Origin of the sequence: Microbacterium sp. (genome assembly GCF_036823965.1) — a bacterium.
Taxonomy (GTDB): domain Bacteria; phylum Actinomycetota; class Actinomycetes; order Actinomycetales; family Microbacteriaceae; genus Microbacterium.
Genome location: NZ_DAITBE010000007.1, coordinates 150,964 through 176,244, shown reverse-complemented (window position 1 = coordinate 176,244; position 25,281 = coordinate 150,964). Strand labels below are relative to the sequence as shown.

General features: G+C 68.1%; 23 protein-coding genes. 19 read left to right on the top strand and 4 right to left on the bottom strand.

The features are described from left to right. Positions 1-60: 60 nt before the first annotated feature. On the bottom strand, positions 61-1,893 hold the full coding sequence (locus V7Z82_RS13385) for an AMP-dependent synthetase/ligase (protein ID WP_334152035.1): 1,833 nt from the start codon (positions 1,891-1,893) through the stop codon (positions 61-63). Positions 1,894-2,043: 150 nt separating this feature from the next. Here V7Z82_RS13385 and V7Z82_RS13380 point away from each other — a divergent pair, with 150 nt between their 5' ends. After that, positions 2,044-2,742 carry a lysophospholipid acyltransferase family protein gene (locus V7Z82_RS13380; protein WP_334152034.1) on the top strand — a complete coding sequence of 233 codons (699 nt, stop codon included), beginning with the start codon at positions 2,044-2,046 and terminating at the stop codon, positions 2,740-2,742. Between the two features lie 39 nt (positions 2,743-2,781). Next, complete coding sequence (locus V7Z82_RS13375) at positions 2,782-4,122, top strand: class II 3-deoxy-7-phosphoheptulonate synthase (RefSeq protein WP_334152033.1); 1,341 nt, start codon at positions 2,782-2,784, stop codon at positions 4,120-4,122. A 139-nt stretch (positions 4,123-4,261) separates the two neighbouring features. On the opposite strand, the gene pknB is transcribed toward V7Z82_RS13375, so the two are convergent. Together pknB and V7Z82_RS13365 are read right to left on the bottom strand one after the other, a co-directional pair. Then, positions 4,262-6,205, bottom strand: a complete 1,944-nt coding sequence (gene pknB, locus V7Z82_RS13370; protein WP_334152032.1) for a Stk1 family PASTA domain-containing Ser/Thr kinase — start codon at positions 6,203-6,205, stop codon at positions 4,262-4,264. A 78-nt stretch (positions 6,206-6,283) separates the two neighbouring features. Further along, positions 6,284-7,477, bottom strand: coding sequence for a LysM peptidoglycan-binding domain-containing protein (locus V7Z82_RS13365; protein WP_334152031.1), 1,194 nt, complete (start codon positions 7,475-7,477; stop codon positions 6,284-6,286). A 131-nt stretch (positions 7,478-7,608) separates the two neighbouring features. Between V7Z82_RS13365 and V7Z82_RS13360 the strand changes: the two genes are divergently transcribed. Next, positions 7,609-7,959, top strand: coding sequence for an Rv2175c family DNA-binding protein (locus V7Z82_RS13360; protein ID WP_334152030.1), 351 nt, complete (start codon positions 7,609-7,611; stop codon positions 7,957-7,959). 26 nt (positions 7,960-7,985) lie between these two features. Here V7Z82_RS13360 and V7Z82_RS13355 read toward each other — a convergent pair whose 3' ends face one another. After that, positions 7,986-9,086, bottom strand: a complete 1,101-nt coding sequence (locus V7Z82_RS13355; protein ID WP_334152029.1) for a polyprenyl synthetase family protein — start codon at positions 9,084-9,086, stop codon at positions 7,986-7,988. Positions 9,087-9,170: 84 nt separating this feature from the next. Here V7Z82_RS13355 and V7Z82_RS13350 point away from each other — a divergent pair, with 84 nt between their 5' ends. From V7Z82_RS13350 to V7Z82_RS13275, 16 genes are all read left to right on the top strand, one after another. Next, on the top strand, positions 9,171-9,545 hold the full coding sequence (locus V7Z82_RS13350; protein ID WP_334152028.1) for a DUF3040 domain-containing protein: 375 nt from the start codon (positions 9,171-9,173) through the stop codon (positions 9,543-9,545). A gap of 266 nt (positions 9,546-9,811) precedes the next feature. Further along, positions 9,812-10,243, top strand: coding sequence for a division/cell wall cluster transcriptional repressor MraZ (mraZ, locus tag V7Z82_RS13345; RefSeq protein ID WP_045279946.1), 432 nt, complete (start codon positions 9,812-9,814; stop codon positions 10,241-10,243). Between the two features lie 102 nt (positions 10,244-10,345). Further along, entirely contained in the window at positions 10,346-11,284 is a 939-nt protein-coding gene (gene rsmH, locus V7Z82_RS13340; protein ID WP_334152027.1) for a 16S rRNA (cytosine(1402)-N(4))-methyltransferase RsmH, read from the top strand. Then, on the top strand, positions 11,281-11,838 hold the full coding sequence (locus V7Z82_RS13335) for a hypothetical protein (protein ID WP_334152026.1): 558 nt from the start codon (positions 11,281-11,283) through the stop codon (positions 11,836-11,838). Before rsmH ends, V7Z82_RS13335 begins: the two co-directional genes overlap by 4 nt. Before the next feature lie 43 nt (positions 11,839-11,881). Then, positions 11,882-13,648: a peptidoglycan D,D-transpeptidase FtsI family protein gene (locus tag V7Z82_RS13330; RefSeq protein WP_334152025.1), complete on the top strand. Its 1,767-nt coding sequence runs from the start codon at positions 11,882-11,884 to the stop codon at positions 13,646-13,648. A gap of 27 nt (positions 13,649-13,675) precedes the next feature. Continuing rightward, positions 13,676-15,088, top strand: coding sequence for a UDP-N-acetylmuramoyl-tripeptide--D-alanyl-D-alanine ligase (locus V7Z82_RS13325; RefSeq protein WP_334152024.1), 1,413 nt, complete (start codon positions 13,676-13,678; stop codon positions 15,086-15,088). Continuing rightward, positions 15,085-16,197: a phospho-N-acetylmuramoyl-pentapeptide-transferase gene (gene mraY, locus V7Z82_RS13320; protein ID WP_334152023.1), complete on the top strand. Its 1,113-nt coding sequence runs from the start codon at positions 15,085-15,087 to the stop codon at positions 16,195-16,197. The genes V7Z82_RS13325 and mraY overlap by 4 nt, the downstream gene beginning before the upstream one ends. Next, entirely contained in the window at positions 16,187-17,722 is a 1,536-nt protein-coding gene (gene murD, locus V7Z82_RS13315; protein WP_334152022.1) for a UDP-N-acetylmuramoyl-L-alanine--D-glutamate ligase, read from the top strand. The genes mraY and murD overlap by 11 nt, the downstream gene beginning before the upstream one ends. Then, positions 17,691-18,929 (top strand): putative lipid II flippase FtsW, encoded by a 1,239-nt coding sequence (gene ftsW, locus V7Z82_RS13310; protein ID WP_334152021.1) that lies wholly within the window; start codon positions 17,691-17,693, stop codon positions 18,927-18,929. The genes murD and ftsW overlap by 32 nt, the downstream gene beginning before the upstream one ends. Further along, on the top strand, positions 18,926-20,005 hold the full coding sequence (locus V7Z82_RS13305) for a UDP-N-acetylglucosamine--N-acetylmuramyl-(pentapeptide) pyrophosphoryl-undecaprenol N-acetylglucosamine transferase (RefSeq protein ID WP_334152020.1): 1,080 nt from the start codon (positions 18,926-18,928) through the stop codon (positions 20,003-20,005). The genes ftsW and V7Z82_RS13305 overlap by 4 nt, the downstream gene beginning before the upstream one ends. A gap of 12 nt (positions 20,006-20,017) precedes the next feature. Continuing rightward, positions 20,018-21,418, top strand: coding sequence for a UDP-N-acetylmuramate--L-alanine ligase (gene murC / locus V7Z82_RS13300; RefSeq protein ID WP_334152019.1), 1,401 nt, complete (start codon positions 20,018-20,020; stop codon positions 21,416-21,418). 3 nt (positions 21,419-21,421) lie between these two features. Then, a complete protein-coding gene (locus V7Z82_RS13295; protein WP_334152018.1) occupies positions 21,422-22,345 on the top strand; it encodes an FtsQ-type POTRA domain-containing protein in 924 nt (307 codons plus the stop codon). 185 nt (positions 22,346-22,530) lie between these two features. Beyond that, positions 22,531-23,673, top strand: a complete 1,143-nt coding sequence (gene ftsZ / locus V7Z82_RS13290) for a cell division protein FtsZ (RefSeq protein ID WP_334152017.1) — start codon at positions 22,531-22,533, stop codon at positions 23,671-23,673. After that, complete coding sequence (locus V7Z82_RS13285) at positions 23,670-24,350, top strand: YggS family pyridoxal phosphate-dependent enzyme (protein WP_334152016.1); 681 nt, start codon at positions 23,670-23,672, stop codon at positions 24,348-24,350. The genes ftsZ and V7Z82_RS13285 overlap by 4 nt, the downstream gene beginning before the upstream one ends. A gap of 42 nt (positions 24,351-24,392) precedes the next feature. Further along, positions 24,393-24,872: a cell division protein SepF gene (locus V7Z82_RS13280; protein WP_045279959.1), complete on the top strand. Its 480-nt coding sequence runs from the start codon at positions 24,393-24,395 to the stop codon at positions 24,870-24,872. Between the two features lie 3 nt (positions 24,873-24,875). Beyond that, positions 24,876-25,172 (top strand): YggT family protein, encoded by a 297-nt coding sequence (locus V7Z82_RS13275; RefSeq protein WP_045279960.1) that lies wholly within the window; start codon positions 24,876-24,878, stop codon positions 25,170-25,172. Positions 25,173-25,281: the final 109 nt, after the last annotated feature.

The window sequence follows — 25,281 nt, the reverse complement described above, 5'->3', positions numbered from 1 at the left end:
GCACGTGCACAAGGGGGCCGTTCGGCGAGAAGGGGGCCGGTCGGCCCGCGGGTGAGCTGGTCAGCCCCCGATCGCGACGTTCGTGGTCGAGACGGGCTCGTCGTAGATCGCGGCGATCTCGTCTGCGAAGTCGCTCATGATCACGTTGCGCTTGATCGAGAGCTTCGGCGTCAGGTGCCCGGACGCCTCGGTCCACTCGGAGTCGAGCACCGTGAACTTGCGGATCGACTCCGCGCGCGAGACACGCCCGTTGGCGGCATCCACTGCGCGCTGGATCTCGGCGCGCACTGCGTCGTTCTTCGCGGCATCCGCGAGCGACATGTCTGCGGGCAGGCCATTGTTCGACAGCCAGTTGGGGAGCATCTCGGGGTCGAGCGTGACGAGCGCTGAGATGAACGGACGCTGATCGCCGACGACGACCACCTGGCCGATGATCGGGTTTGCGCGGATCGGGTCCTCGAGCGCAGCCGGGGCGACGTTCTTTCCGCCGGCCGTGACGATGATCTCCTTCTTGCGTCCGGTGATCGTGAGGAAGCCGTCAGGGTCGAAGCTGCCGATGTCGCCGGTGCGGAACCAGCCGCCTTCGCTGAACGCCTCGGCCGTGGCTTCCGGGTTGTTCCAGTACTCGCGGAACACGTTGACGCCGCGCACCTCGATCTCGCCATCGTCGGCGAGACGGACGCCGACGCCGGGGAGAGCGGGGCCGACCGTGCCGATCTTGGACTTGTCGGCCAGGTTGACGGTCGCGGGGGCAGTCGTCTCGGTGAGGCCATAGCCCTCGAGGATCACGACGCCGAGGCTGTGGAAGAAGTGGCCGAGGCGGGAGCCCAGGGGTGCAGAGCCGGAGACGGCGTAGACGACGTTGCCGCCCATGGCCTCTCGCAGCTTGCTGTAGACGAGCTTGTTGAACAGGGCGAACTTCAGCTTCATGCCGAAGGGGACCTTGCCGCCCGCTTCCACGATCTTCGAGTGCTCGATCGCGACGTCGGCGGCTGCCCGGAAGATCTTGCCCTTGCCGCCGGCTTCCGCCTTCTGCTCCGCCGAGTTGTAGACCTTCTCGAACACGCGGGGGACCGCGAGGAGGAAGGTCGGCTTGAAGGATCCGAGCGCGGGGAGGAGCTGCCGCGTGTCGGGCTGGTGTCCGGTGCGCACTCCGGCGTGGATGTCGAGGATCGAGATGAACCTGGCGAACACGTGCGCGGTCGTGATGAACAGCAGCGTCGATGCGCCGGGCGTCTGCACGACCGCATCGAGCGCCTTGGCCGAGTTGCGCGACAGCTCGACGAAGTTGCTGTGCGTCAGCACGCAGCCCTTCGGCCGGCCAGTCGACCCCGAGGTGTAGATGAGCGTCGCGATGTCCGAGCCGTTGGCGAGCTGGCGACGACGCTCGATCTCGGCGTCGTCGACCGAGACGCCCTGCGCCGTGAGGGTGTCGATGGCGCCGAGGTGCAGCTGCCAGGTCTGACGGATGAGGGGGAGCTCGCTGCGCACCTCGTCGACGCGGGCGAAGTGCTCCGGGGATTCGACGATGAGCGCACTCGCGCCGGAGTCCTCCATGATCCACTGGATCTGCGAGGGAGAGCTCGTCTCGTAGATCGGGACCATCACGGCGCCGGCATAGAAGAGGGCGAAGTCGATCAGCGTCCACTCGTAGGTGGTGCGCGCCAGGAAGCCGACCTTCTCGCCGGGCTGGATGCCGGCGGCGACGAAGCCCTTGGCGACAGCGATCACCGCGGTCTGGAAGTCGGCGGCGGAGATGTCTCGCCAGCCGTCGCCATCCGGAACCGAGAACAGTGCACGGTCGGGTGTGGCTTCGACACGCTTCACCAGAAGGTCGGCGATGTTCGCATCGGGGTCGGCTGGGACGATCGCGGGAACTTCAAACTGGACCATGGCAGCTCCTTCGGTACCGGTCGGGACGGGTTGCGATCGAGTCTACGGTATGGCACCGGGTCGCATGGGTGTTGAGACTCAGTCGCGGATCGACGTGCTGATCGAGAACGGCGGAAGCGGATGCCGGGCGCGGCGCTAGACTTCACCTCGATGTTCTACTGGCTGATGAAGTACGTCGTGATCGGTCCGCTGGTCAAGGGGATCTTCCGTCCCTGGATCGTGGGCCGCAACAACGTGCCCGCGAGCGGTGCGGCGATCCTCGCCAGCAACCACCTGTCCTTCGCCGATTCCATCTTCCTGCCGCTGGTGATCGATCGACGGATGTCGTTCCTCGCCAAGAGCGACTACTTCACCGGCCGCGGCCCCAAGGGCTGGGCGACGAAGTTCTTCATGAAGGCGACCGGCCAGCTGCCGATCGATCGATCAGGGGGCAAGGCCTCAGAGGCGTCCCTCAACACCGGACTTCAGGTGCTCGGCGGGGGAGACCTCCTCGGCATCTACCCCGAGGGCACCCGCAGCCCGGACGGCAAGCTCTATCGCGGCCGCACCGGCATCGCCCGGATGGCGCTCGAGGCGCGTGTTCCGGTGGTCCCCGTGATCATGGTCGACACCGACACCGCCATGCCGATCGGCCAGCGCCTGCCCCGCATCGTGCGCGTCGGGATCGTCATCGGGGAGCCCCTGGACTTCTCTCGGTACGCCGGCATGGAGAACGACCGCTACATCCTGCGATCCGTCACCGACGAGATCATGGTCGCACTGCAGCGACTCGGCGAGCAGCACTACGAGGACGTCTACGCCTCGACCGTGAAGGACCGGCTCCCGACCCGCGTCACACAGCGCTCCTGACGCGTCTGGGACCCCTGCGCGACCACTAGGCTGGTGGTCATGCTCCAGCACCACATCGACGCCCTTGACGCGTGGCGCTCGCTCCCCATCAAGCAGCAGCCGCAGTGGCAGGATTCCGCTCGGGTCGCCGACGTCTCCAGCCAGATCGCCGGGCTTCCGCCGCTGGTCTTCGCGGGAGAGGTCGACAACCTCCGCGAGCGCCTTGCGCGTGCAGCATCCGGCCAGGCGTTCCTGCTGCAGGGCGGCGACTGCGCCGAGACCTTCGCGGGCGCGACCGCCGACCAGATCCGCAACCGCATCAAGACCGTGCTGCAGATGGCCGTCGTGCTCACGTATGGCGCCTCGATGCCGATCGTCAAGATGGGCCGCATGGCCGGGCAGTTCGCCAAGCCGCGCTCCAGTGACACCGAGACCCGCGGCGACGTCACGCTGCCGGCGTACCGCGGCGACATCGTCAACGGCTACGACTTCACCGAGGTCTCTCGGCAGCCCGACCCCGGTCGGCTCCTGCAGGGGTACCACACGGCTGCGTCGACGCTGAACCTCATCCGCGCGTTCACGCAGGGCGGCTTCGCCGACCTCCGCGAGGTGCACTCGTGGAACAAGGGCTTCGCGCAGAACCCGGCCAACCAGCGCTACGAGCGCATGGCGGCCGACATCGACCGCGCGATCAAGTTCATGGAGGCCGCCGGCGCGGACTTCGACGAGCTCAAGCGCGTCGAGTTCTTCACCGGTCACGAGGGCCTGCTCATGGACTACGAGCGCCCGATGACCCGAATCGACTCGCGTACGGACACGCCGTACAACACCTCCGCCCACTTCCTGTGGATCGGGGAGCGCACCCGCGAGCTCGACGGCGCGCACGTCGACTACTTCTCGAAGATCCGCAACCCCATCGGCGTCAAGCTCGGTCCGACGACCTCGCCCGACACCGCACTGGCGCTGATCGACAAGCTGGACCCGAACCGCGAGCCCGGTCGCCTGACCTTCATCACGCGCATGGGAGCCGGCAAGATCCGCGACGCACTGCCGCCGCTGCTCGAGGCCGTCCGCGACTCCGGCGCCACGCCGCTCTGGGTCACGGACCCGATGCACGGCAACGGCATCACGACGCCCACGGGGTACAAGACGCGTCGTTTCGACGACGTGGTCGACGAGGTGCGCGGCTTCTTCGAGGCCCACCGTGCAGTCGGCACGTTCCCCGGCGGCATCCACGTCGAGCTCACCGGTGACGACGTCACCGAGTGCCTCGGCGGCTCCGAGCACATCGACGAGGCGGCGCTCGCGACCCGCTACGAGAGCCTGTGCGACCCTCGCCTGAACCACATGCAGTCCCTCGAGCTGGCCTTCCTGGTCGCCGAGGAGCTCGAGAAGCGCTGAGCGCCGATCGGACTGACGACGCCGCCCTTCCCGAGCGATCGGGGAGGGCGGCGCTGTGTCAGCAGGCAGGGTCGAACGATGAGCACACGGCCGGTGAGTGACGGGTCGCTGAACCGTCAAGCGGTCGGTGCCCCAGCGGTCAGAACGCTCCGCCGATGGTGAGCGTGATCGTCGTGCCCTTGGGCTTGTTGCCGGTCGCCGACTGTGCTTCGACGCGCGTCATGCCGTTGGGCGCCGCGTCCCAGAAGCGGTTGTAGTCGAACGCGAAGCCGGCGCGCTCGAGCGCGCGCTTCGCCTCGTCGCGGGTCAGATCGACGACGTCCGGCACGGGGAAGAGCTCAGGACCGAGCGACACGATGAGCTGGATGTTGTCGCCTGGACGCCAGTTGCCCTCTTCGGCGCGATCCGCGTAGCCGATCACGCGGCCCTGGGCGATGCTGTCGCTGTACTGCTCGATGCGCTCGGCGACCACCGTGAGCTGCTTGTCCGTCAGCGCCTGCGTGGCCTGGTCGACGCTCATGTCGGTCACGTTCGGCAGGCCGCCGAGCGAGACCACGAGCGTCGCCGTGTCGTCCTCCAGCACATCGCAGCCCTCACCGCAGGTGTAGGCCTCGGCGCCGGAGCGCGGCGTGATGCTGGCATTGATCACGATGCCGGCATCGGCATCCGAGTACAGCGGGACGTCGTCGGCCAGCTGCAGGTTCAGCGATTGGAGCAGCGTCCGCGCCTCGTCAGCCGTCTTCCCGTTCAGGGTCTCGACGGAGTGCGAAGCCGGCCCGAGCGAGATGAACACGGTCACCTCGGTGCCCTTGTCGAGCCGCTCGCCCGCATCGGGGTCGGAGCGGATCGACAGTCCGGCATCCACGTCGATCGAATTCTCCTCGGCTCGCACCGGCGTGAATCCGTCTTCCGTGAGCTGGGCCGATGCATCCTCGAAGCTGAGTCCCTTGACGTCGGGTACTGCCACCAGAGATCCGGGACCGGAGCCGAACCACCAGCCGACGCCGCCTGCGAGCACGGCGAACAGGAGCACCAGCGTGAGCAGGAAGGCGCCGCGTGCTCGCCGCTTGGCGGCGCGACGGCGCAGGATGGTCGCATTGTCGATCGCCTGCGGAGAGGGCGCCGTCGCGCCGGGCATGACCATCGTGCTGCTGCTGGGCATGACCTTGGTGAGGTCTCCCGAATCGGAGTGCGAGCGCATCGCCTGCGTGGTCGCTGCCGCGCGCGCCGGCGTGATGCCGAGATCGCGTTCGATCTCGCGAAGCCGCTCGAGCATCTGCTGCGCGTCGTCCGGGCGCTCGTCCGGTGACTTCTCCGTCGCCCAGAGCACGAGCTCGTCGAGCGGCTCGGGAACGGCAGGATTGCGCACGCTCGGACGCGGCACTGACTCGGTCGCATGTTGGAAGGCGATCTGCATGGGCTGCTCGCCCTTGTACGGCTGCTCGCCGACGAGCATCTCGTAGAGCATGATGCCGAGCGCGTAGATGTCGCTGCGCGCGTCGGCGGTGCCGCGGGTGACGAGCTCGGGTGCGAGGTACGCGATGGTGCCGAGCAGCTGCTGGCCGGTGGCCGTGTTCGCCGTCGTCGCCCTGGCCAGGCCGAAGTCGCCGATCTTGATGCGGCCGTCCTCGGCGAGGAGCACGTTCTCGGGCTTCACATCGCGGTGCACGATGCCGGCGCGGTGGGCCGCTGAGAGCCCGGCGAGCACGGCATCCATGATCGTGATGGTCTGCGGGATCGTGAGTCGCTTCTGCTCGCGCAGGAGCTCTCGCAGCGTGATGCCCGGCAGGTACTCCATCACGAGGTAGGCGAGCTCGCCGTCCTGCCCCTGATCGAAGACGTTGACGACGTGGGGGTCGGCCAGCCTCGCTGCCGAGCGGGCCTCCTGGATGAACCGGCTCTGGAACGCCGAGTCATCGCTGAGGTGGGCGTGCATGACTTTCAGGGCGATGCGGCGTTCGAGCCGGAGGTCGGTCGCGACGTACACGGTGGCCATGCCACCGCGGGCGATCCTGGCTCGTACCCGGTACCGGCCGTCGACAAGCCGCCCGATGAGGGGATCGGCTTGCGAATTCGACGTCACGTCAGAATTCTATTGAGAACTGCCTGGGAGCCTCGGGAACGCCTCACCCCTTGGGGTTCTTGGTTTTCCGCTCGGTGGTCACCCATGCTGGGCGAGCCACGCGTAGGACTGGGTCTCCCACTGGCCGTAGCGCTGCGGGAACGCCGAGATCTGCACGGCCTGCGCTGCGTCCGTGAACGCCATGCTCTCCCACCCTGGGATGTCGAGGAGGCCGCGAGTCGTCGGTCCGTTGGGGTCGCTCTGACCGCCGTAGAACACGCGGGTGCTGCGGTCGGCATCGAGGATCTGCTCTGGAGCGCCCCAGCCGGTGCTCGGCCGCTGCTGGAAGATGCCGAGGGAGTCGCGGTCGCCCCAGTCGAGGTTGCGCATGCCGGATTCGACCATCGCTGTGGCGAGAGCGATCGCGACGCCTCGGTCGGAGACGCCGAGCTCGCGCCCGATACGGATGATGAGTGCCGCGTTCGCGGCCTGCTCAGCGGTCAGCGTCGCCTGCAACTGGCCACCGGCTGCGGCGGCTGCGGGGGCTGCCGCAGCGGCAGGCGCTGGAGCTTGGCCGACGATGAGCGTCTGGCCCGGGTAGATGATCGACGAGGCATCCAGGCCGTTCAGGCCGAAGATCGCCTGCGTGGTCGTGCCGTACTTCTTCGCGATCGCATACACCGTGTCACCGGCGACGACTGCGTGCGAGCCGGTGGAGAGCGGAGTGCTCTGCGCTGCCGGAGCCGCCGCGACGGGGGCCGCCTGCGGAGCGCTTCCTGCCACGGCGAGCTGCTGTCCCGGATAGATGACGGATGCTCGGGTGAGCCCGTTCGCGGCCAGGACGGCATCCACGGAGGTGCCGTACTTCTGCGCGATCGCGAAGACGGTATCGCCCGCGACGACGGTATGAACCTGCGCGGCTGTGGCAGCCGGGGCGGGAGCCGCAACGGGCGCAGGGGCGCCGGACGCCTGCAACGTGATCGTCTGGCCGGGGTAGATGACGGACCTCCACGAGAGACCGTTCCAGGTCAGCACGTCGACCGTGCGCAGGCCGAAGCGACCGGCGATCGTCGCGATCGTGTCACCGGCCTGCACCACGTAGCTGGCCGGAGCCGACTGCAGCGGGACCACGCGAGTGGCGCCGCCGCTGAGGCGTTCGATGGGTTGCGTCGAGGTGGCTGTGTCGGCCGTGGCAGGTCCGGCGGCCATGGTGCCTGCGAGGGCTCCCAGCACTGCTGCCGGCACCCCCAGGTGCAGATAGCGCGTACGACGCGCGGCGGTGTCGAGCCTCACGATGTCCCCTTTCCGAGCTCCTGACACGCTGACACGGAAGTAAACAGAAGTCAACGCAAGTGACAGAAGTGAACAATGTGAAAGAAGTGCCGGAAATGCGCTCCTTCCGCAGAGATGAGATAGTTGGCAACGTGTCTGAGAACGTTGCAGGAACCCCCGCGCCCGAGTGGCTGACGATGCCCGACCTGGTCGAGGTGCTCGACGAGTCACTCGGCCGAGTGCGTCGACTCATCGACGAGCACTACCTGATCGGCTCGCGCCGCACCGGCGTGTTCGCCGTGCCCTCGGTGTTCATCGTCGACGGTCACCCGCTCAGCTCGCTCCGCGGCACCGTCATCGTGATGCAGGATGCCGGGTTCACCGATGACGAGATCATCGACTGGCTGTTCGAGGAGGAGGAGTCTCTCGGCCGCTCGCCCATCGCCGCGCTCCTCGACGGGCACAAGAGTGCCGTCCGCCGCCTGGCACGCACGCTCGCCTGACCCGCTCGGCGGCGCAGCGCCGACCGTCAGGCTGATCTGACGGTGGCTGCGCGAGCCAGGTCGCGGAGGTCGCCGACAGCCGCGTTCTCGAGTCGTGCCCCGCTGAGCGCCCCTTCAGCTTCCTTCGCGTACTCGGCGATCATCGCCTCGACCCTGTCGAGAGCGCCGGAGCCGACGATCGTCGCCTGCAGGAACGACACCTGCTGCGGGGTGAGCTCAGGATCGCCGAGCAGCTCATCGAGCACCGACCGCGCCGGGGAGTCGAGTGCCTCCCTGGTGAGCGCGATGAGGACCGTCCGCTTTCCCTCGCGCAGGTCGTCACCGGCGGGCTTCCCCGTCACTGACGAGTCGCCGAATACACCGAGCACATCGTCGCGCAGCTGGAAGGCCATCCCCACCGGCAGCCCGAAGCTGCTGAGGGCGGACATCTGTGCTGCGTCAGCGCCGGCGATGGCCGCGCCGAGTCGCAGCGGCTGCTCGATGCTGTAGCGCGCCGACTTGAGGGAGACGACGCGCAGTGCTCGCTCCGCGTGCGTGTCGTTCGGGTTGACACGCCACGCCGACTCCTCGGCGATGTCGAGGTACTGCCCGGTCGTGACGTCTCGACGCATCCGTGCGTACTCCGAGCGGACGGCGCGAGCGCGCGGGTGGTCGTCGAGCGCCGACTCCAGCAGATCATCGCTCCAGGCGACGAGCAGATCGCCGAGCAGGATGGCCGACGCGCGCCCGAACGACTCGGCGTCACCCGCCCACGAGGCCGCGCGGTGCGATGCCTCCAGTGCGCGATGTGCCGCGGGGCGGCCCCTGCGGGTGTCGGAGTTGTCGATCAGGTCGTCGTGCACGAGAGCCGCCGACTGGAAGATCTCGAGCGCGGCGCAGACGTCCCAGAGCGTGTCGGTCTCGACGGCATCGCGGTCGGCGAGCCGGGCGATCGTCCGCCACCCGGCGTGGCAGAAGCGGGCCCTGAGGCGCTTGCCTCCGATGAGGGTGTCGGCGGCGGCCTCGAGGAGCGCGGCTGCATCCGGCCCGTAGTCGATCGATTCGGCGCGCATCCGCGTCAGGAACAGGTCCAGCCGGACGGCGACGGCGTCGGCGATGGGGGAAGGGGACGGCACGACTCCCAGCATACGTAAAGCAAGGAGGCATCGAACTGCTAGCCCCCGATGCCTGAGCGCGCGTAGAATGGAGGAACCATACCCGAGGGGGACGAAATGCCACTCTCCGAACAGGAGCAGCGTCTGCTCGATGAGATGGAACGCCATCTCCTCCACAATGACGCCGACGTCGTGAGCGCGCCTTCGGGCGATCGTGCGCTGAGCTACCGCAACCTGGTCTACGGAGCGCTCCTCCTACTGGTCGGTGTCGGCGGGCTGGTCGCGGGAGTGATCCTCGGTGATGTCCTCGGCATCGTGATCGGCGTGATCGGCTTCGCGGCGATGCTGGCCGGCGTCATGTTCGCGGTCACGCCGGTGCGACGCACTACTCCGGTCGCTCCCAAGGCGAGCCCCTCCGCCAAGCGGCAGGAGTCCGGATCGTTCATGGATCGCATGAACGATCGATGGGATCGCCGCCAGGACGGTCACTGACCTCCACTGCTTCTTCCTGAAGGCCCGGATGCTCTGAGCATCCGGGCCTTCTGCATGTCCTGAGGTCTCGCGCTCCGCGGCGGGTCGAGATGGGGATTTCCCTCCACTGGCGCTCCACTGTCCTCCACCCTGATTTTCCGCGGATCTCTGCGGGCGCTTTCCCGGAGTGTGCTGGCTTGCGGCCAATTGGCCGTATGAATGTGGAGGAAAGTGGAGTAATGTGGGGCGCACCTCGAGTTGGCCGGACGGAGAGGGGGTGATGGCCGATGTTGCTAGGGACGCACTCACCGAAGCTGGACGACAAAGGAAGGGTCATCCTTCCCGCGAAGTTCCGTGAGGATCTCGGTGGCGGCATCGTCGTCACCAGGGGGCAGGAACGCTGCCTCTACGTCTTCAGCACGGCCGAATTCGAGACCATGCACGAGCGGATCCGACAGGCACCGCTCGCGAACAAGCAGGCGCGCGACTTCATGCGTCTGTTCCTCTCCGGCGCCAGCGCTGAGATGCCGGACAGCCAGAACCGAATCACCATCCCCGCCCACCTGCGTCAGTACGCAGGGCTGCAGAAAGAGCTCATCGTCACCGGAGTCGGCGCCCACGCCGAGATCTGGGATGCCGAGAGCTGGAACACCTACCTCGCCGCCGGCGAGGAGACCTACGCCGATCTGGAGCAGGAGGTGATTCCGGGACTCTTCTGACCACGGCTGTGATGCCCCGCCGCTCCCGCCCCGACACACTTCCCCGGTGCCGGGTCGCGAAGCGGAGGGGGATCAGAGCCGAAGGTCACCCCGAGAAAGATCATGAACCTCCGAGACATTCACACCCCCGTCCTGCTCGACCGCTGCGTCGAGCTGCTCGCCCCCGCCCTGCAGGCGGACGGCGCGATCCTCGTCGACGCCACGCTCGGAATGGGTGGCCATTCCGAGGCGCTGCTGGAGCGATTCCCGCACATCCGACTGATCGGTCTCGACCGCGACACCGATGCGCTGCGCATCGCGGGGGAGCGGCTCGCCCGCTTCAAGGACCGCGTCACGCTCGTGCACACCGTGTACGACGAGATCGGCCTGCACGCCCAGGGCGCCTCGGGCATCCTGTTCGATCTCGGCGTGTCGTCGCTGCAGCTGGACGAGGCCGAGCGCGGCTTCGCCTACTCGAAGGACGCACCGCTCGACATGCGCATGGACCAGACCAAGGGCGTCACCGCGGCCGAGGTCATCGCGACGTACAACGAGGGCAACCTCCGACGCATCTTCGAGCGATACGGCGAGGAGAAGCTGGCCGGACGGTACGCCCGGTTCATCATCGAGGCGCGCCAGAAGAAGCCGATCGAGCGCTCGGGTGAACTCGTCGAGATCCTCATCGCCGCCACCCCGGCCGCGGCGCAGCGCGCCGGTCACCCCGCCAAGCGCGTGTTCCAGGCGCTCCGCATCGAGGTGAACACCGAGCTCAATGTGCTCGCCGATGCGATCCCGTCCGCGATGGACGCGCTCACGGTCGGCGGACGCATCGTGGTGATGTCCTACCAGTCACTGGAAGACCGTCTGGTCAAGCAGGCGTTCGCCGCGGCTTCCGCATCGACCGCTCCGGCAGGGCTCCCGGTGGAGCTCCCAGAGCATGCACCGCGCTTCAAGATCCTGACCAAGGGCGCCGAACTCGCCGGCGACGACGAGCGCGCCCGCAACCCCCGGGCGATCCCGGTGCGGCTCCGCGCCGCCGAGAAGCTGCGGGAGACCTCATGAGCCTGAACGCCACGGTCCGGAAACCGGCACAGCCGCTCGCACCGACCCGCGCACCGGAACGACGCCTGCGCCCCGTCGCGGAGCCACGGCCGCGCCGGAAGCCGAAGCTCGCATACGCGCTCGTGGCCCTCGGCGGAGCACTGGCGATCGGCGCGGTGCAGATCGCGCTCTCCCTGGCGATCACCCAGGACTCCTTCGCGCTCGCGAGCCTCTCCTCGCAGCAGCGTGAGCTCAACCTCCAGGCCCACGCACTGCAGGAGGAGCTCACCGGATTGAACTCACCCCAGGTGCTGGCGACCGAGGCGGCGAAGCTCGGCATGGTCGTCGCAGGTTCGCCCTCCTACCTCCGCCTGAGCGACGGCATGGTGTTCGGCGTCGGCGCCGGCGCCGACTGGACCTCGACCGTCGATCCGAACGGTGCCGGAGCGGTGAGCAACGCCCTCATCACCGCACCGCCTGCGGAGACGCCGGTGAATGCGGACGGCACCGCGACCACCACGCAGGACCTTCCGCCGGCCATCACCGACGGACTCCCGAGCCCCACGACGCGCTAGCCGCCGAACCACGACCCACCCACGATCCGACGGAGAGAATCCCATGACGACACGAGCCACCCGCGGACCGCGGCGCCGAACCGTCGTGGCACTCGCCGTGATCCTTGCGGTCCTCGGGGCCTTCGTCGTGCGTCTCGTCGACATCCAGGTCGTGAGCGCCGACGAGCACGTCACCGACTCGCTCGTGCACATCGGCAAGGGCAACACGATCGCGGGTCAGCGCGGTTCGGTCACGGATGCGAACGGCGTCGTGCTGGCGTCGAGCGTGCTGGTCTACGACGCGCAGTTGAGCCCACTGGTGATCCGTACCCTGGAGGACAAGGATCCCAAGGTGCCGTGGACCGAGGCATCCGATCAGATCGCCGCGATCACGGGCCAGACCGGTGACGAGGTGCGCGCTCTGGTCGCCGATGCACTGGCGAAGGACGAGAACAGTCAGTACGCGCCGCTCGCGAAGTCGCTGGACACCGAGCAGTACATCGCGTTGCGCGACCTCAACCTGGCCTACCTCCACTTCGAGTCGCGCGAGGTCAGGGTCTACCCGAACGGAGCGGTCGCCGGCAATGTCGTCGGCTTCCTCGACGGCAGCGGCGCCGCGCAGGCGGGTGTCGAGAAGATGGAGCAGTCCTGCCTCGCGCCGGTGAACGGCGAGCAGACGTACCGCACCGGCAAGGACGGCGTCGTCATCCCCGGCAGCGAACGGGTCGTCGATGCGGTCGACGGCGGCAGCGTGCAGCTCACGATCAACAGCGACCTGAACTGGTACCTGCAGCAGATGATCGCCGAAGAGGCGCAGAAGCAGGGTGCCAAGGGCGGCACCGTCACGGTTGTCGAGGTCAAGACCGGCAAGATCAGGGCAGCGGCGGAATGGCCGTCGCTCGACCCCAACGACCTCAGCACGATCACCGGCGACGGATGGGGGAGCGAGATCTTCCACCACGACTTCGAGCCCGGCTCGACGTTCAAGGCCATCACGGCTGCCGCGGCCATGGAAGGGGCGGGTCTCACACCATTGAGCACCGTCAGCGCGTCCTCGCGGGAGAAGTTCCCCAACGGTGCCGTCATCAACGACGCCTTCACACACCCCGCATACAACTACACGCTCGCCGGTGGGCTGATCGACTCGTCGAACGTCGCCCTGTCGAAGTTCGGCACGATGGTGAGCCCGGACGTGCGCTACGACTACCTGCAGCGATTCGGCGTCGGCAAGAAGACCATCGACATCCCGTCGGAGGTCGGCGGCACCCTGCACCCGGTCAGCGAATGGGACAACCAGTCGCTCTACACCACGACCTTCGGCCAGTACTTCACCGTCACTGCAGCTCAGGTCGCCGGCGCCTATCAGGCGATCGCCAACGGCGGCGAGAAGATCGACCTGTCCCTGATCGAGTCGTGCACGAAGGCCGACGGCACGGTCGTCGCGGCCGACAAGCCGGAGCACACGCAGATCATCAAGGAGCAGACCGCGGCCGACATCACCCGCATGCTCGAGAACGTCGCGGTGCAGGGCGGCAACGCCGAACGCATCCAGGTTCCCGGCTACCGCGTGACCAGCAAGACGGGTACCGCACAGGTCCCCGACGGCAACGGCGGCTACAAGGCTGGCGTGTACTACACGAGCATGGTGGGCTTCGCACCCGTCGACGATCCGCAGTACGTCGTCGTGGTCACGCTCGACGAGCCGACTAAGGTTGTATCGTCCGCCGCGACCGCATCGGCCTTCCAGAAGGCGATGACGCAGGTGATGAAGACCTATCGCGTGATGCCGTCCTCCGTACCGATGGACGCGTTGCTTCCCAAGTTCGAATAGCCGGCGAAAGCCGCGCCTGGAGATGTCATGATCGCCCTGTCGCTTGCTGAGATCGCCGAGATCATCGGCGGTGAACTGCGCCTCGCCGGAACCGACTCGGTCGAGACCGTCGTCGACGGCATCGTCGACACCGATTCGCGGGTCATGGAACCTGGATCGATCTTCGTCGCCAAGCCCGGTGCCGAGACCGACGGGCACCGCTTCGTCGGCTCGGCGGTGCAGGCCGGAGCCGTGCTGGCGATCGTCGAGCATGTGGTCGAGGACGAGGTGACGCAGATCGTCGTCGCCGACGTGATCGACGCGCTCGCAGACCTGGCGCGAGCGGTCGTCGCGCGCGTGCGTGCGCTCGGCGAACTCCGGGTCATCGGCATCACCGGCTCGAACGGCAAGACCACCACCAAGAACTTCCTCGCCCGCATCCTGCAGGACGATTGCGAGACGGTCGCTCCGATCAACTCGTACAACAACGAGGTCGGCGCCCCGGTCACCATGCTGCGCGTCACGGAGCGGACCCGATTCCTGGTCAGCGAGTTCGGCGCCGCAGCGCCCGGCAGCATCGCCCGTCTCGCCGGTCTCGTCGAGCCGGATGTCTCCGTCGTGCTGATGGTCGGCATGGCGCACGCCGGCGGTTTCGGCGGTATCGAGGAGACCGCGAAGGCGAAGGCCGAACTGGTCGCCGCCGCGCGTCCTGACGGCACAGCCGTGCTCAACATCGACGACGCCAGAGTCGCAGCGATGCGGGAACTGGCCGAATCGCGCGGGATGCGCGTCGTCGGATTCGGGCAGAGCTCAGCCGCTGAGATCCGCGCGCACGACATCGAGGTCACGGCTGCAGGCACGCACTGCGTGATCGAGGCGCGCGGCGAGCGGTACCCGCTGCACCTCCGCGTGCTCGGCGCGCACCACATCACCAACGCGCTGGCCGCCATCACCGCCGCCGGTGTGCTCGGTGTCTCCGCGGCAGACGCGATCGCGCGCCTCGAGACGGTCGAGCTCGCAGAGCGCTGGCGGATGCAGCCGATGGGCAACGATCGCGTGCGCATCATCAACGACGCCTACAACGCCAGCCCTGACTCCATGGCGGCAGCGCTGCGCACGCTCGCGCAGATCACGGGACCCGGCGAGCGGACGGTCGCGGTGCTCGGCGCGATGAGCGAACTCGGCGAGAGCGCAGGCGAGGAGCACGACCGGATCGGCCTGCTCGCGGTGCGACTGAACATCCAGCGGATCGTCGTCGTCGGGCAGGAAGCGCGACGGCTCTATCTCTCGGCGGTGGGCGAAGGCTCCTGGGACAGCGAGGCCGTGCACCTGCTCGATCAGGATGCCGCGTTCGAGTACCTCCGCACCGAGCTCCGCGACGGTGATCGCGTGCTCGTGAAATCATCCAATTCCGTGGGCCTCCGGCATCTCGGCGATCGTCTGGGAGAATTGTTCTCGTGAGGTCTCTCATCATGGCGGCCGCGATCTCGCTCGCCTTCAACCTGTTCCTGACTCCCGTCTTCCTCCGGCTCTTCCGGAAGTGGGGCTGGGGGCAGGTCATCCGCACCCCGGAGGCCATCGAGAACCCGAACCACGAAGCCAAGCGCGGCACCCCGACCATGGGCGGCGTGATCTTCATCGTCGGCACGATCGTCGGCTACTTCACCGGCGTCTACGTCGGCGGAGGAGTCCCCGCGCTCTCGGCCCTGCTGGTGATCTGGCTCATGGTCGGCTTCGGCGCCGTGGGGTTCATCGACGACTACATGAAGGTGCGCAGCCAGCGCAGCCTCGGGCTCTCCGGCTGGCGCAAGATCATCGGTCAGCTGATCGTGATCATCCCGTTCGGCATCGTCGCGCTCAACTTCCCGAACAAGTTCGGTCAGACGCCGGCGAGCGAGTCGATCTCGCTGTTCCGCGACATCAGCTGGCTCAATCTCTTCGCGTTCGGCGTGATCCTGGGCTGGATCCTGTATCTCGCGTGGATCGCGGTGATCGGTGTCGCGACGTCGAACAGCGTGAACCTGACCGACGGCCTCGACGGCCTCGCAGCAGGCGCCGGCGTCATCGTGGTCGGTGCGTACAGCGTGATCGCGTTCTGGCAGTTCAAGCAGCCCTGCGTCGGCGAAGGCGTCGACATGGGCGCCCTCGCCGGGTGCTACGAGATCCGCGATCCCTTCAACCTCGCGATCATCGCCGCGTCGTTCGCCTCGGGCCTCATCGGATTCCTCTGGTGGAACGCGCCCAAGGCGAAGGTCTTCATGGGCGATGTGGGTTCCATGGCGATCGGCGGCGTGATCACCGCGATGGCGATCCTGACGCGCACCGAGCTGCTGCTGCTCGTGATCGCCGGCGTCTTCGTGCTGTCCTCCGGCTCGGTCATCCTGCAGCGTGCCTACTTCAAGATCACCCGCGGCAAGCGACTCTTCCTGATGAGTCCCTTCCACCACCACCTCGAGATGCGCGGGTGGGCCGAGGTCACGATCGTCGTGCGGCTCTGGATCATCGCCGGGCTCCTCGCGGTGTCGGCGGTCGGTCTCTTCTACGTCGAATGGTTGACGCGTGTCAGCTGAACGCCTGCGCACCCTCACCAGTTGGCACGCCGACTGGAAGGGGCTCCGCGTCGCGGTGCTCGGTCTGTCGATGACGGGCTTCTCGGTCGCCGACACGCTGACCGAGCTCGGCGCCGACGTGCTGGTGCTGAGCGAGTCCGCCGACGAGGAGTACGCCAAGCTGGTTCCCGTGATCGGCGCGCGGCTCGAACTCGCGCCGCTCGATGCCGTGCCGCAGAGCCTCGTGGACTTCGCGCCGGAGGTCGTCATCGCCTCGCCGGGGTTCTCGCCCTCGCACCCGGTGATCCGCTGGGTGCTGGATGCCGGCATCGCGCTCTGGGGCGATATCGAGCTGGCGTGGCGCGTACGCGACAAGGTCACGCGCGACGACGGCTCCGCTGCGGACTGGGTGCTGATCACCGGCACCAACGGCAAGACAACCACGACCCAGCTGACGGCGTCGCTGCTGGTTGCGGGCGGTCTGCGCGCCGCACCGTGCGGCAACATCGGCGTGCCGGTGCTCGACGCCGTCCGAGACCCCGCGGGATTCGACGTGCTCGTCGTCGAGCTCTCCAGCCACCAGCTCTGGTATCTGGGCCGGTCCAGCGCCGAAGGGGAGCTGTTCCCGCACGCCGCAGTGTGTCTGAATCTCGCCGACGACCACCTCGTGTGGCACGGCAGCGCCGAGGCATACCGCGACGCGAAGGCGCTCGTGTACCGCAACACCCGGGTCGCGTGCATCTACAACAAGGCCGACGAGGCCACCCGGCGGATGGTCGAAGAGGCCGAGGTCGTCGAGGGCGCTCGTGCCATCGGCTTCGACCTCGGCATCCCTGGACCGAGCGACCTCGGCGTCGTCGAGGGGCTGCTCGTCGACCGGGCGTTCCTGGACGACCGCTCGCGCAGCGCGCTCGAACTCACCACCGTCGCCGACCTCGACGCCGTCGGGCTCGCAGCGCCGCACATCGTGCAGAACATCCTCGCGGCATCCGCGATCGCACGGTCGCTCGGCGTCGCGCCGGAAGCGATCCACGCGGCGCTGCAGGAGTTCCGGCTCGACGCGCATCGGATCCAGGTGATCGCCCGTCACGGCGGCATCACCTGGGTCGACGACTCGAAGGCGACGAACCCGCACGCAGCCGCCTCCTCGCTGCGCGCCTACCCTGGTGCGGTCTGGGTCGTCGGCGGCGACCTCAAGGGCGTCGATCTCTCCGATCTGGTCGCGGACGCCGGGCGGACGGCGCGCGCCGCGGTCGTGATCGGCGTCGAGCGAGACGAGGTCGTGGCGGCATTCCGACGACACGCGCCCACGGTGCCGGTGTTCGAGGTGGATGCTCGCGAGACTGGACACGTCATGAATCGCGTCGTGGAGATCGCGGTCGAGATCGTCGACGGTGAGGGAACAGTTCTGCTGGCTCCCGCCGCGGCATCCTTCGACCAGTTCACCAGCTACGCGGATCGAGGCCACCGTTTCGCCGAAGCGGTGCGTGAGTGGATCGACCGGGGGAGCGCCCATGACGCAGGTGGCCCGGCCCCCGCGCTCTGAGTCAGGCGGCCTCGCGGCACGCGTCTCACTCGGTCGCCGATTCGTCCCGGTGTCGTCCGAGTTCCTGATGATCACGTCGACAGCGCTGCTGCTGACGCTGTTCGGACTCGTGATGGTGCTGTCGGCCACGAGCGCCGGTGCGATCGAGAGCGGCCAGAACCCGATGAGCGGCGCGCTCCGTCAGGGCATCTTCGCCGTCCTCGGCGTGCCGCTGATGTTCCTGATCAGCCGTCTGCCGGTCAAGTTCCTCAAGCGCATGGCGTGGCCTGCGCTGTTCGGTGCGGTCGCTCTGCAGCTGCTGGTGTTCACCCCGCTCGGCATCGAAGACGGCGGAAACCGGAACTGGATCTCGATCGCCGGATTCAGCCTGCAGCCCTCCGAGTTCCTCAAGCTCGCCCTCGCACTGTGGGTCGCGTATGTGCTGCTCCGCAAGCACGCCATGCTCGGCACCTGGCATCAGGTGTTCATCCCCGTGGTGCCGGTCGGCGCCCTCGCCATCGGCACGGTGCTCGGCGGCAAGGACCTCGGCACCGCGATGGTGCTCGTGCTGATCCTGCTCGGCTGCCTATTCTTCTCCGGCGTGAAGCTGCGCCTGTTCATCATCCCGGTGATCCTCGGGGTCGTCGCGGTGCTCGCCTATGCGTTGTCCAGCGACGACCGGATGCGGCGCATCACCGCCACCTGCGACGACATGAGCCTGTACTACACCGACTGCTACCAGTCCATCCATGGCATCTGGGGCATGGCCAGCGGCGGGATCTTCGGTCTCGGTCTCGGCAACTCCCAGGAGAAGTACGGCTGGCTCCCTGCCGCCGGCAACGACTTCATCTTCGCGATCGTCGGCGAGGAGCTCGGTCTGATCGGCTGCATCGTCGTGCTCGCCCTGTTCACGTTCTTCACGATCGGCGCCTTCCACGTCATCCGCAAGACCGACGACCCGTTCATCCGCGTCGCCGCCGGTGGGATCACGGTCTGGATCGTCGGACAGGCCGTCCTGAACATCGGCGTCGTGATCGGCCTGTTCCCCGTGATGGGCGTGCCGCTGCCGTTCATGTCGCAGGGCGGCACCGCACTGCTCGCGGTGCTGATGGCCTGCGGAGTGCTGCTGGCGTTCGCCCGCACGCTCCCGGCGGAATCAGGCCAGCGCGAGTCGCGCCCGTCTGCTCGCAGGGGTCCTTCGGCAGGGCGGGGTAGGGTCGCTCAGTGACCTCGTATCTCCTCGCCGGCGGTGGCACCGCCGGCCATGTCAATCCCCTGCTCGCCGTCGCCGACGCCCTGCGTGAACGCGACTCCGCGGCCGAGGTGCTCGTGCTCGGCACCGCCGAGGGCCTGGAGTCCCGGCTCGTCCCGGAGCGCGGCTACGAGCTGCTCATCGTCGACAAGGTGCCGTTCCCTCGCCGTCCGAACCGTCAGGCGCTGGCATTCCCCGGCCGCTTCCGTCGCGCGATCGCGCAGGTGCGCGCGCATATCCGCGAGCACGGCGTCGACGTCGTCGTCGGATTCGGCGGCTATGCCTCAGCGCCGGCCTACGTCGCGGCGCGCCGGGAGAAGATCCCGTTCGTCGTGCACGAGGCGAACGCCAGGCCCGGCCTCGCGAACGTGCTCGGAGCACGCTGGGCCGCTGCGGTCGGCGTCGCGTTCGCCGGCACACCCCTGCGCGGCGGCGAGGTCGTCGGCATGCCGCTTCGCCGAGAGGTGATCGGTCTCGATCGTGTCGGCTCGCGCGCTGAAGCGGCCGCGGCGTTCGGCCTCGACCCCGAGAAGCCGGTGCTGCTCGCGTTCGGCGGCTCGCTCGGCGCACAGCGCCTCAACGACGCACTCGCGGACTCCTGGCGCGATGTCCTCGACGCCGGCTGGCAGCTGCTGCACGTGACGGGGGAGCGCAGCGACCTGCCCGATCCCGGTGCGGAGGGCTACGCACTGCGTCGCTACGTCGACCGCATGGACCTCGCCTTCGCCCTGGCCGACCTCATCGTGTCGCGCTCCGGCTCCGCCACCGTCAGCGAGGTCAGCGCACTCGGGATTCCGGCGCTCTACGTGCCGTACTCCGTCGGCAACGGCGAGCAGCGGCTCAACGCGGGCTCGGCTGTCGCGGCGGGAGCGGCCCAACTCCTCGACGACGAGACCTTCACGGGCGACGCGGTGCGGGCGACCGTGATCCCGTTGCTCCACGACCGTGCTCGGATCGCTCGGATGGCTGCGGCCGCCGAGCACGTCGGCACCCGCACCGGCACCGAGAACGTGATCGCGCTCATCGATCGTGCCGTCGGCACCCCGAACTAGACTGGCCTGGACATGATCAGACCCGACCTCACCCTCCCGATCCCAGAGACGATCACCTCCGCGCACTTCATCGGCATCGGCGGTTCCGGCATGAGCGGACTCGCCAAGATGTTCCTCGACGCCGGCATCCGCGTGTCGGGTTCCGACCGTGCAGACAGCGACAATCTGCGTGCGCTGGCCGCCGCAGGCGCCACGGTGCACGTCGGCCACGATGCCGCGCATCTCGGCGATGCCGACACGGTCGTGCACACCGGTGCGATCTGGCCGGAGAACCCCGAGTTCGTCACAGCCAAGGAGCGCGGGCTGCACGTCATCCACCGCTCGCAGGCGCTGTACTGGCTGATCGGCTCGCGCCGCCTGGTGTCGGTCGCCGGCGCGCACGGCAAGACCACCTCGACCGGGATGATCGTCACGGCGCTGCGCGCGCTCGGCGCCGACCCGCACTTCGTCAACGGTGGCGTGATCGAGCAGCTCGGCATGTCGAGCGCCACTGGTTCCGACGACCTCTTCGTGATCGAGGCTGACGAGTCGGACGGCACCTTCCTGCTGTACGACACGGCGATCGCGCTCATCACGAACGTCGATCCGGACCACCTCGATCACTTCGGTTCGGAGGAGGCATTCCACGACGCCTTCGTCCGCTTCGCCGATGCCGCGAGCGAAGCCGTCGTGATCTCCAGCGACGACGCCGGCGCACTTCGCGTCGGAGCCGGCATCTCGCATCCCAACGTGCTCTCCTTCGGACAGGCGGCGGACGCCGACGTGCGCGTGACGGACATCGTCGCGGACGGGCCGGTCGCGGCGACCATCACGCACGGCGACGAGAGCGCGCGGATGCAGCTGGCCGTGCCCGGCGTGCACAATGCCATCAACGCCGCAGGCACCGTGGCGGTGCTGCGTGCGCTCGGCTACCCGCTCGCCGACGCCGTTCGCGCCGTCGAAGGATTCGCCGGCACGGTTCGCCGCCTGGAGCAGCACGGCGTCGAGCGCGGCGTCACGGTCTACGACGACTACTCGCATCACCCGACCGAGGTCCGTGCCGCACTCGAGGCGATGCGCACGATCTCCGGCGGTGGGCGGATCATCGCGATCCAGCAGCCGCACACGTACTCGCGCACGCAGCACATGTACCAGGAGTTCGCCGACGTGCTCGAGGAGCTCGCCGACCACACAGTGATGCTCGACGTCTACGGCGCCCGTGAGGACCCAGTGCCCGGCGTGACGGGCGAGCTGGTGAGCGGGGCGTTCCGCGATCCTTCGCACGTGCACTTCGTGGCCGACTGGCAGCAGGCGGCCGACTACACGGCGTCGGTGGCCGGCGAGGGCGACTTCGTGATCACGCTCGGCTGCGGCAACGTGTACCAGATCATCCCGCAGGTGCTGGAGTCGCTGCGCCGGCCCGTCGAGGCGTAGCCCATGCGACGGCCCCCACCGCTGCCGACCCGGGAGAGCCCAGGGGAAGACGAGTCCGCGCCACTCGCGCGACCTCGTCGTGGCTCGTCGGCCGACGAGGTCGTCAGCCCGGTGCCGATCGCCGGCCGCACGGACGAGGACTCGACGGCGACGGAGGAGTCCGGACCGGAGCCCACGTCGACGCGTGACGTCTGGCGCGCCGCCAGGGCGCGGCGGAAGGCGCTGCGCGGCGAGATCCGCCGGTTCACCCAGCGATCCCGTCGACGCCGGATCATCTGGCTCAGCACCATCGGAGCGATCGTCGTGCTCATCGGAGGCAGCGTCGCGGCAGCGTACAGTCCGCTCTTCGCAGTCGAGAAGATCACCGTGGTCGGAGCATCCTCACTCGACCCTGCCGCGATCGAAGCAGCACTCGCCGAGCAGGTCGGGACGCCATTGGCTCTGGTCGACTCGAGCGAGGTCAAGGCCGCGCTGCTGGCGTTCCCGCTCATCGAGACGTACGCGCTCGAGGCGAAGCCGCCGCACGACCTGACCGTGCGGATCGTCGAGCGCACCCCGGTCGGCGTCATCCGATCGGATGCCGGGTACACCCTGGTCGACGCTGCAGGGGTCGCGCTGGCGACGACGACGGATCAGCCGGCCGGTCAGCCGCTCCTCGACATCACCGGCGGCACCGACTCGTCGGCCTTCGAGAGCGCCGGTCTGGTGGTGCGGTCGCTGCCCGCCGACATCCGCGGTCAGCTCACCGGAGTCCGTGCGAGTACAGCAGACGACGTCACGCTCACGCTCAGCACGGGTCTCACGGTGGTCTGGGGGAGTACGGACAAGTCGCCGACGAAGGCGCTCGTGCTCGCGCAGGCCCTGAAGGCGAAGCCGGATGCATCGACGGTCGACGTCTCCTCGGCCGAGACCGCGGTCGTCGGCTGACCCGATTCGGGTCACTTTCGAGGCATTCCGATGGGAATGAAGCGACACGCCCGTGTCGCTGCGCGCACGCGCTCACGCGGCGCATACCTTCGATCAAGAGAACGCAATACCGGGAAACACTTTACACCTCTAGTTGAGGTTTAAGGTTCAACCTGATCCAAGGCTCGACTAATCGGAGGCCGGCCATGAGCCAGAACCAGAACTACCTCGCCGTGATCAAGGTCGTCGGCGTCGGCGGTGGCGGCGTCAACGCCGTGAACCGCATGATCGATCTCGGGCTCCGCGGAGTCGAGTTCATCGCCGTCAACACTGACGCCCAGGCACTGCTCATGAGCGACGCCGACGTCAAGCTCGACGTGGGTCGCGAGCTCACTCGCGGACTCGGCGCAGGCGCCGACCCCGAGGTCGGCCGTCGCGCAGCCGAGGACCACGCCGAGGAGATCGAGCAGGCGCTGACCGGCGCCGACATGGTCTTCGTCACCGCAGGTGAGGGTGGCGGAACCGGTACCGGTGGCGCACCCGTCGTCGCTCGCATCGCGAAGTCGATCGGCGCACTCACCATCGGTGTCGTCACCAAGCCGTTCTCCTTCGAGGGACGCCGCCGCCAGAGCCAGGCCGAGGAAGGCGTGGCGAAGCTCAAGGAAGAGGTCGACACCCTCATCGTGGTGCCGAACGACCGTCTCCTCGAGATCAGCGACCGCGGCATCTCGATGATCGAGGCGTTCGCCACCGCCGACCAGGTGCTCCTCGCCGGTGTGCAGGGCATCACCGACCTGATCACGACCCCCGGTCTCATCAACCTCGACTTCGCCGATGTGAAGTCGGTCATGCAGGGTGCGGGTTCCGCGCTCATGGGCATCGGCTCCGCGCGCGGCGCCGACCGCGCGATCAAGGCGGCCGAGCTGGCCGTCGAGTCGCCGCTGCTGGAGGCGAGCATCGAGGGCGCCCACGGTGTGCTGCTCTCCATCCAGGGCGGATCGAACCTCGGCATCTTCGAGATCCACGACGCTGCAGATCTCGTCAAGGAAGCCGCTCACCCCGAGGCCAACATCATCTTCGGTACGGTCATCGACGACACGCTCGGCGACGAGGTGCGCGTGACGGTGATCGCTGCCGGATTCGACGGCGGAGAACCCTCGCTGCGCCTCGACCCGATGGTCGTCTCGCGTCCCGCGGCAGCGACCACGCTGCCCGAGGTCGCCCTCTCCGACGAGTCGGCATCCAAGCCCGCCGCCGAGCCGGAGCCGGCGCAACAGCGCGTCCCGGCGACGAGCATCGAGCCGGCGTTCGCGGATGACGACATCGACATCCCCGAATTCCTGAAGTGACCGATCTGAGGACGCGGCTGTCGGCGATCGATGCACGCATCGCCGACGCCGCGCGCCTCGCCGGCCGCGATCCCGCGGAGATCACCCGCATCGTCGTCACCAAGTTCCACCCGGCATCGCTCGTCCGCGAGCTGCACGAGCTGGGTGTCGCCGAGGTGGGGGAGAACCGTCAGCAGGAGCTGTCGGCGAAGCAGGCCGAACTCGCGGTGCTCGATCTGCGATGGCATTTCATCGGTCAGGCGCAGACGAACAAGGCGTCGGCGATCCGTCGCAGTGCGAACGTCGTCCACTCGATCGATCGCCCCCGGATCGCTGACGCACTCGACCGCGCGGCCGAGGACGACACCCGGCTCGACGTGCTCGTGCAGATCAACCTGACCGACGACCTCGGTCGAGGCGGCGTCGCGCCGGCGGATGCGGTCGGCCTTGCCGAGCACGTGCTCACGCTTCCCACCCTGCGTCTGCGCGGAGTGATGGCCGTGGCTCCGCTCGACGAGGAACCGGCATCCGCCTTCGCGCGCCTTCGCGACGTGGCCGACGGCATCCGCACGGTCGACTCGGACGCGACCTGGATCTCCGCCGGGATGACCGGCGACTTCGTGGAAGCGATCGCCGCAGGCGCGACACACCTGCGGATCGGCTCCGCAATCACCGGACCCCGGCCCGACCGGGGTTAACCTCTAACCAGACCACCCGACACGTTCGAACCGGAGGACACGATGGGTAACCCGCTGAAGAAGACCATGGTGTACCTCGGCCTCGCCGACGAGGAAGAGACCTATGAAGACGAGCAGCAGGCTCCTGCCCGCGCTCACCGCGAGCGTGATCGCGACCGTGACCGTGACGAGCCCGCCCCGGCGCCCGTCACGCCGCTGCGCCGTCCCGTCGCCGTCCGCCAGCCTTCGGTGGGCGCTGTGAACGAGATCCTCACGGTGCACCCCAAGCAGTACCGCGACGCCCAGCTGATCGCTGAGAGCTTCCGCGAGGGCGTGCCGGTCATCATCAACCTCTCGCAGATGAGCGATGCGGACGCCCGTCGTCTGATCGACTTCGCCAGCGGACTCTCCCTCGGGCTGTACGGCCGCATCGAGCGCGTGACCTCCAAGGTCTTCCTGCTCTCGCCGGAGAACATCGCGGTGTCGGGACACGGCGGAATCGCCAGCGCAGACGCCGAGTCTGCGGGCTTCGACCAGTCATAGCCCGTGGGGTTCGTCTCTGTCATCGCAAGCATCGTCCATCTGGTCCTGCTGCTGTACATCTTCGTGCTCTTCGCGCGCCTGATCCTCGACTACATCCCCCTGTTCAACAGGGAATGGCGTCCGAAGGGCTTCGGGCTCGTCGCGGCGGAAGCCGCATACACGCTGACTGATCCGCCCATCCGGTTCTTCCGGCGGATCATCCCTCCGCTGCGTATCGGCACGTTGTCGCTGGACTTCGGGTTCGCGATCACCATGCTGATCGTGCTGATCCTCATGAACATCGTCCGGCTGTTCATCTGAGCCGGAGTTCCCCGCTCCGGGTGTCGTGACATCGCGGCGCAAAGGCGCGGGGACTATGCTGGCACCCAGGCGCGACCCCCGGGTTCGCGCCACATCACGACCACGCCAT

Excerpts from the sequence above, each read along its gene's own strand:
- murC (WP_334152019.1), top strand. The coding sequence starts at position 20,018 with ATGATCAGACCCGACCTCACCCTCCCGATCCCAGAGACGATCACCTCC.
- V7Z82_RS13380 (WP_334152034.1), top strand. The coding sequence starts at position 2,044 with ATGTTCTACTGGCTGATGAAGTACGTCGTGATCGGTCCGCTGGTCAAG.
- V7Z82_RS13350 (WP_334152028.1), top strand. The coding sequence starts at position 9,171 with ATGCCACTCTCCGAACAGGAGCAGCGTCTGCTCGATGAGATGGAACGC.
- V7Z82_RS13335 (WP_334152026.1), top strand. The coding sequence starts at position 11,281 with ATGAGCCTGAACGCCACGGTCCGGAAACCGGCACAGCCGCTCGCACCG.
- V7Z82_RS13280 (WP_045279959.1), top strand. The coding sequence starts at position 24,393 with ATGGGTAACCCGCTGAAGAAGACCATGGTGTACCTCGGCCTCGCCGAC.
- V7Z82_RS13385 (WP_334152035.1), bottom strand. The coding sequence starts at position 1,893 with ATGGTCCAGTTTGAAGTTCCCGCGATCGTCCCAGCCGACCCCGATGCG.
- mraZ (WP_045279946.1), top strand. The coding sequence starts at position 9,812 with ATGTTGCTAGGGACGCACTCACCGAAGCTGGACGACAAAGGAAGGGTC.
- V7Z82_RS13355 (WP_334152029.1), bottom strand. The coding sequence starts at position 9,086 with ATGCTGGGAGTCGTGCCGTCCCCTTCCCCCATCGCCGACGCCGTCGCC.
- V7Z82_RS13330 (WP_334152025.1), top strand. The coding sequence starts at position 11,882 with ATGACGACACGAGCCACCCGCGGACCGCGGCGCCGAACCGTCGTGGCA.
- rsmH (WP_334152027.1), top strand. The coding sequence starts at position 10,346 with ATGAACCTCCGAGACATTCACACCCCCGTCCTGCTCGACCGCTGCGTC.
- ftsW (WP_334152021.1), top strand. The coding sequence starts at position 17,691 with ATGACGCAGGTGGCCCGGCCCCCGCGCTCTGAGTCAGGCGGCCTCGCG.
- V7Z82_RS13325 (WP_334152024.1), top strand. The coding sequence starts at position 13,676 with ATGATCGCCCTGTCGCTTGCTGAGATCGCCGAGATCATCGGCGGTGAA.
- V7Z82_RS13375 (WP_334152033.1), top strand. The coding sequence starts at position 2,782 with ATGCTCCAGCACCACATCGACGCCCTTGACGCGTGGCGCTCGCTCCCC.
- ftsZ (WP_334152017.1), top strand. The coding sequence starts at position 22,531 with ATGAGCCAGAACCAGAACTACCTCGCCGTGATCAAGGTCGTCGGCGTC.
- V7Z82_RS13295 (WP_334152018.1), top strand. The coding sequence starts at position 21,422 with ATGCGACGGCCCCCACCGCTGCCGACCCGGGAGAGCCCAGGGGAAGAC.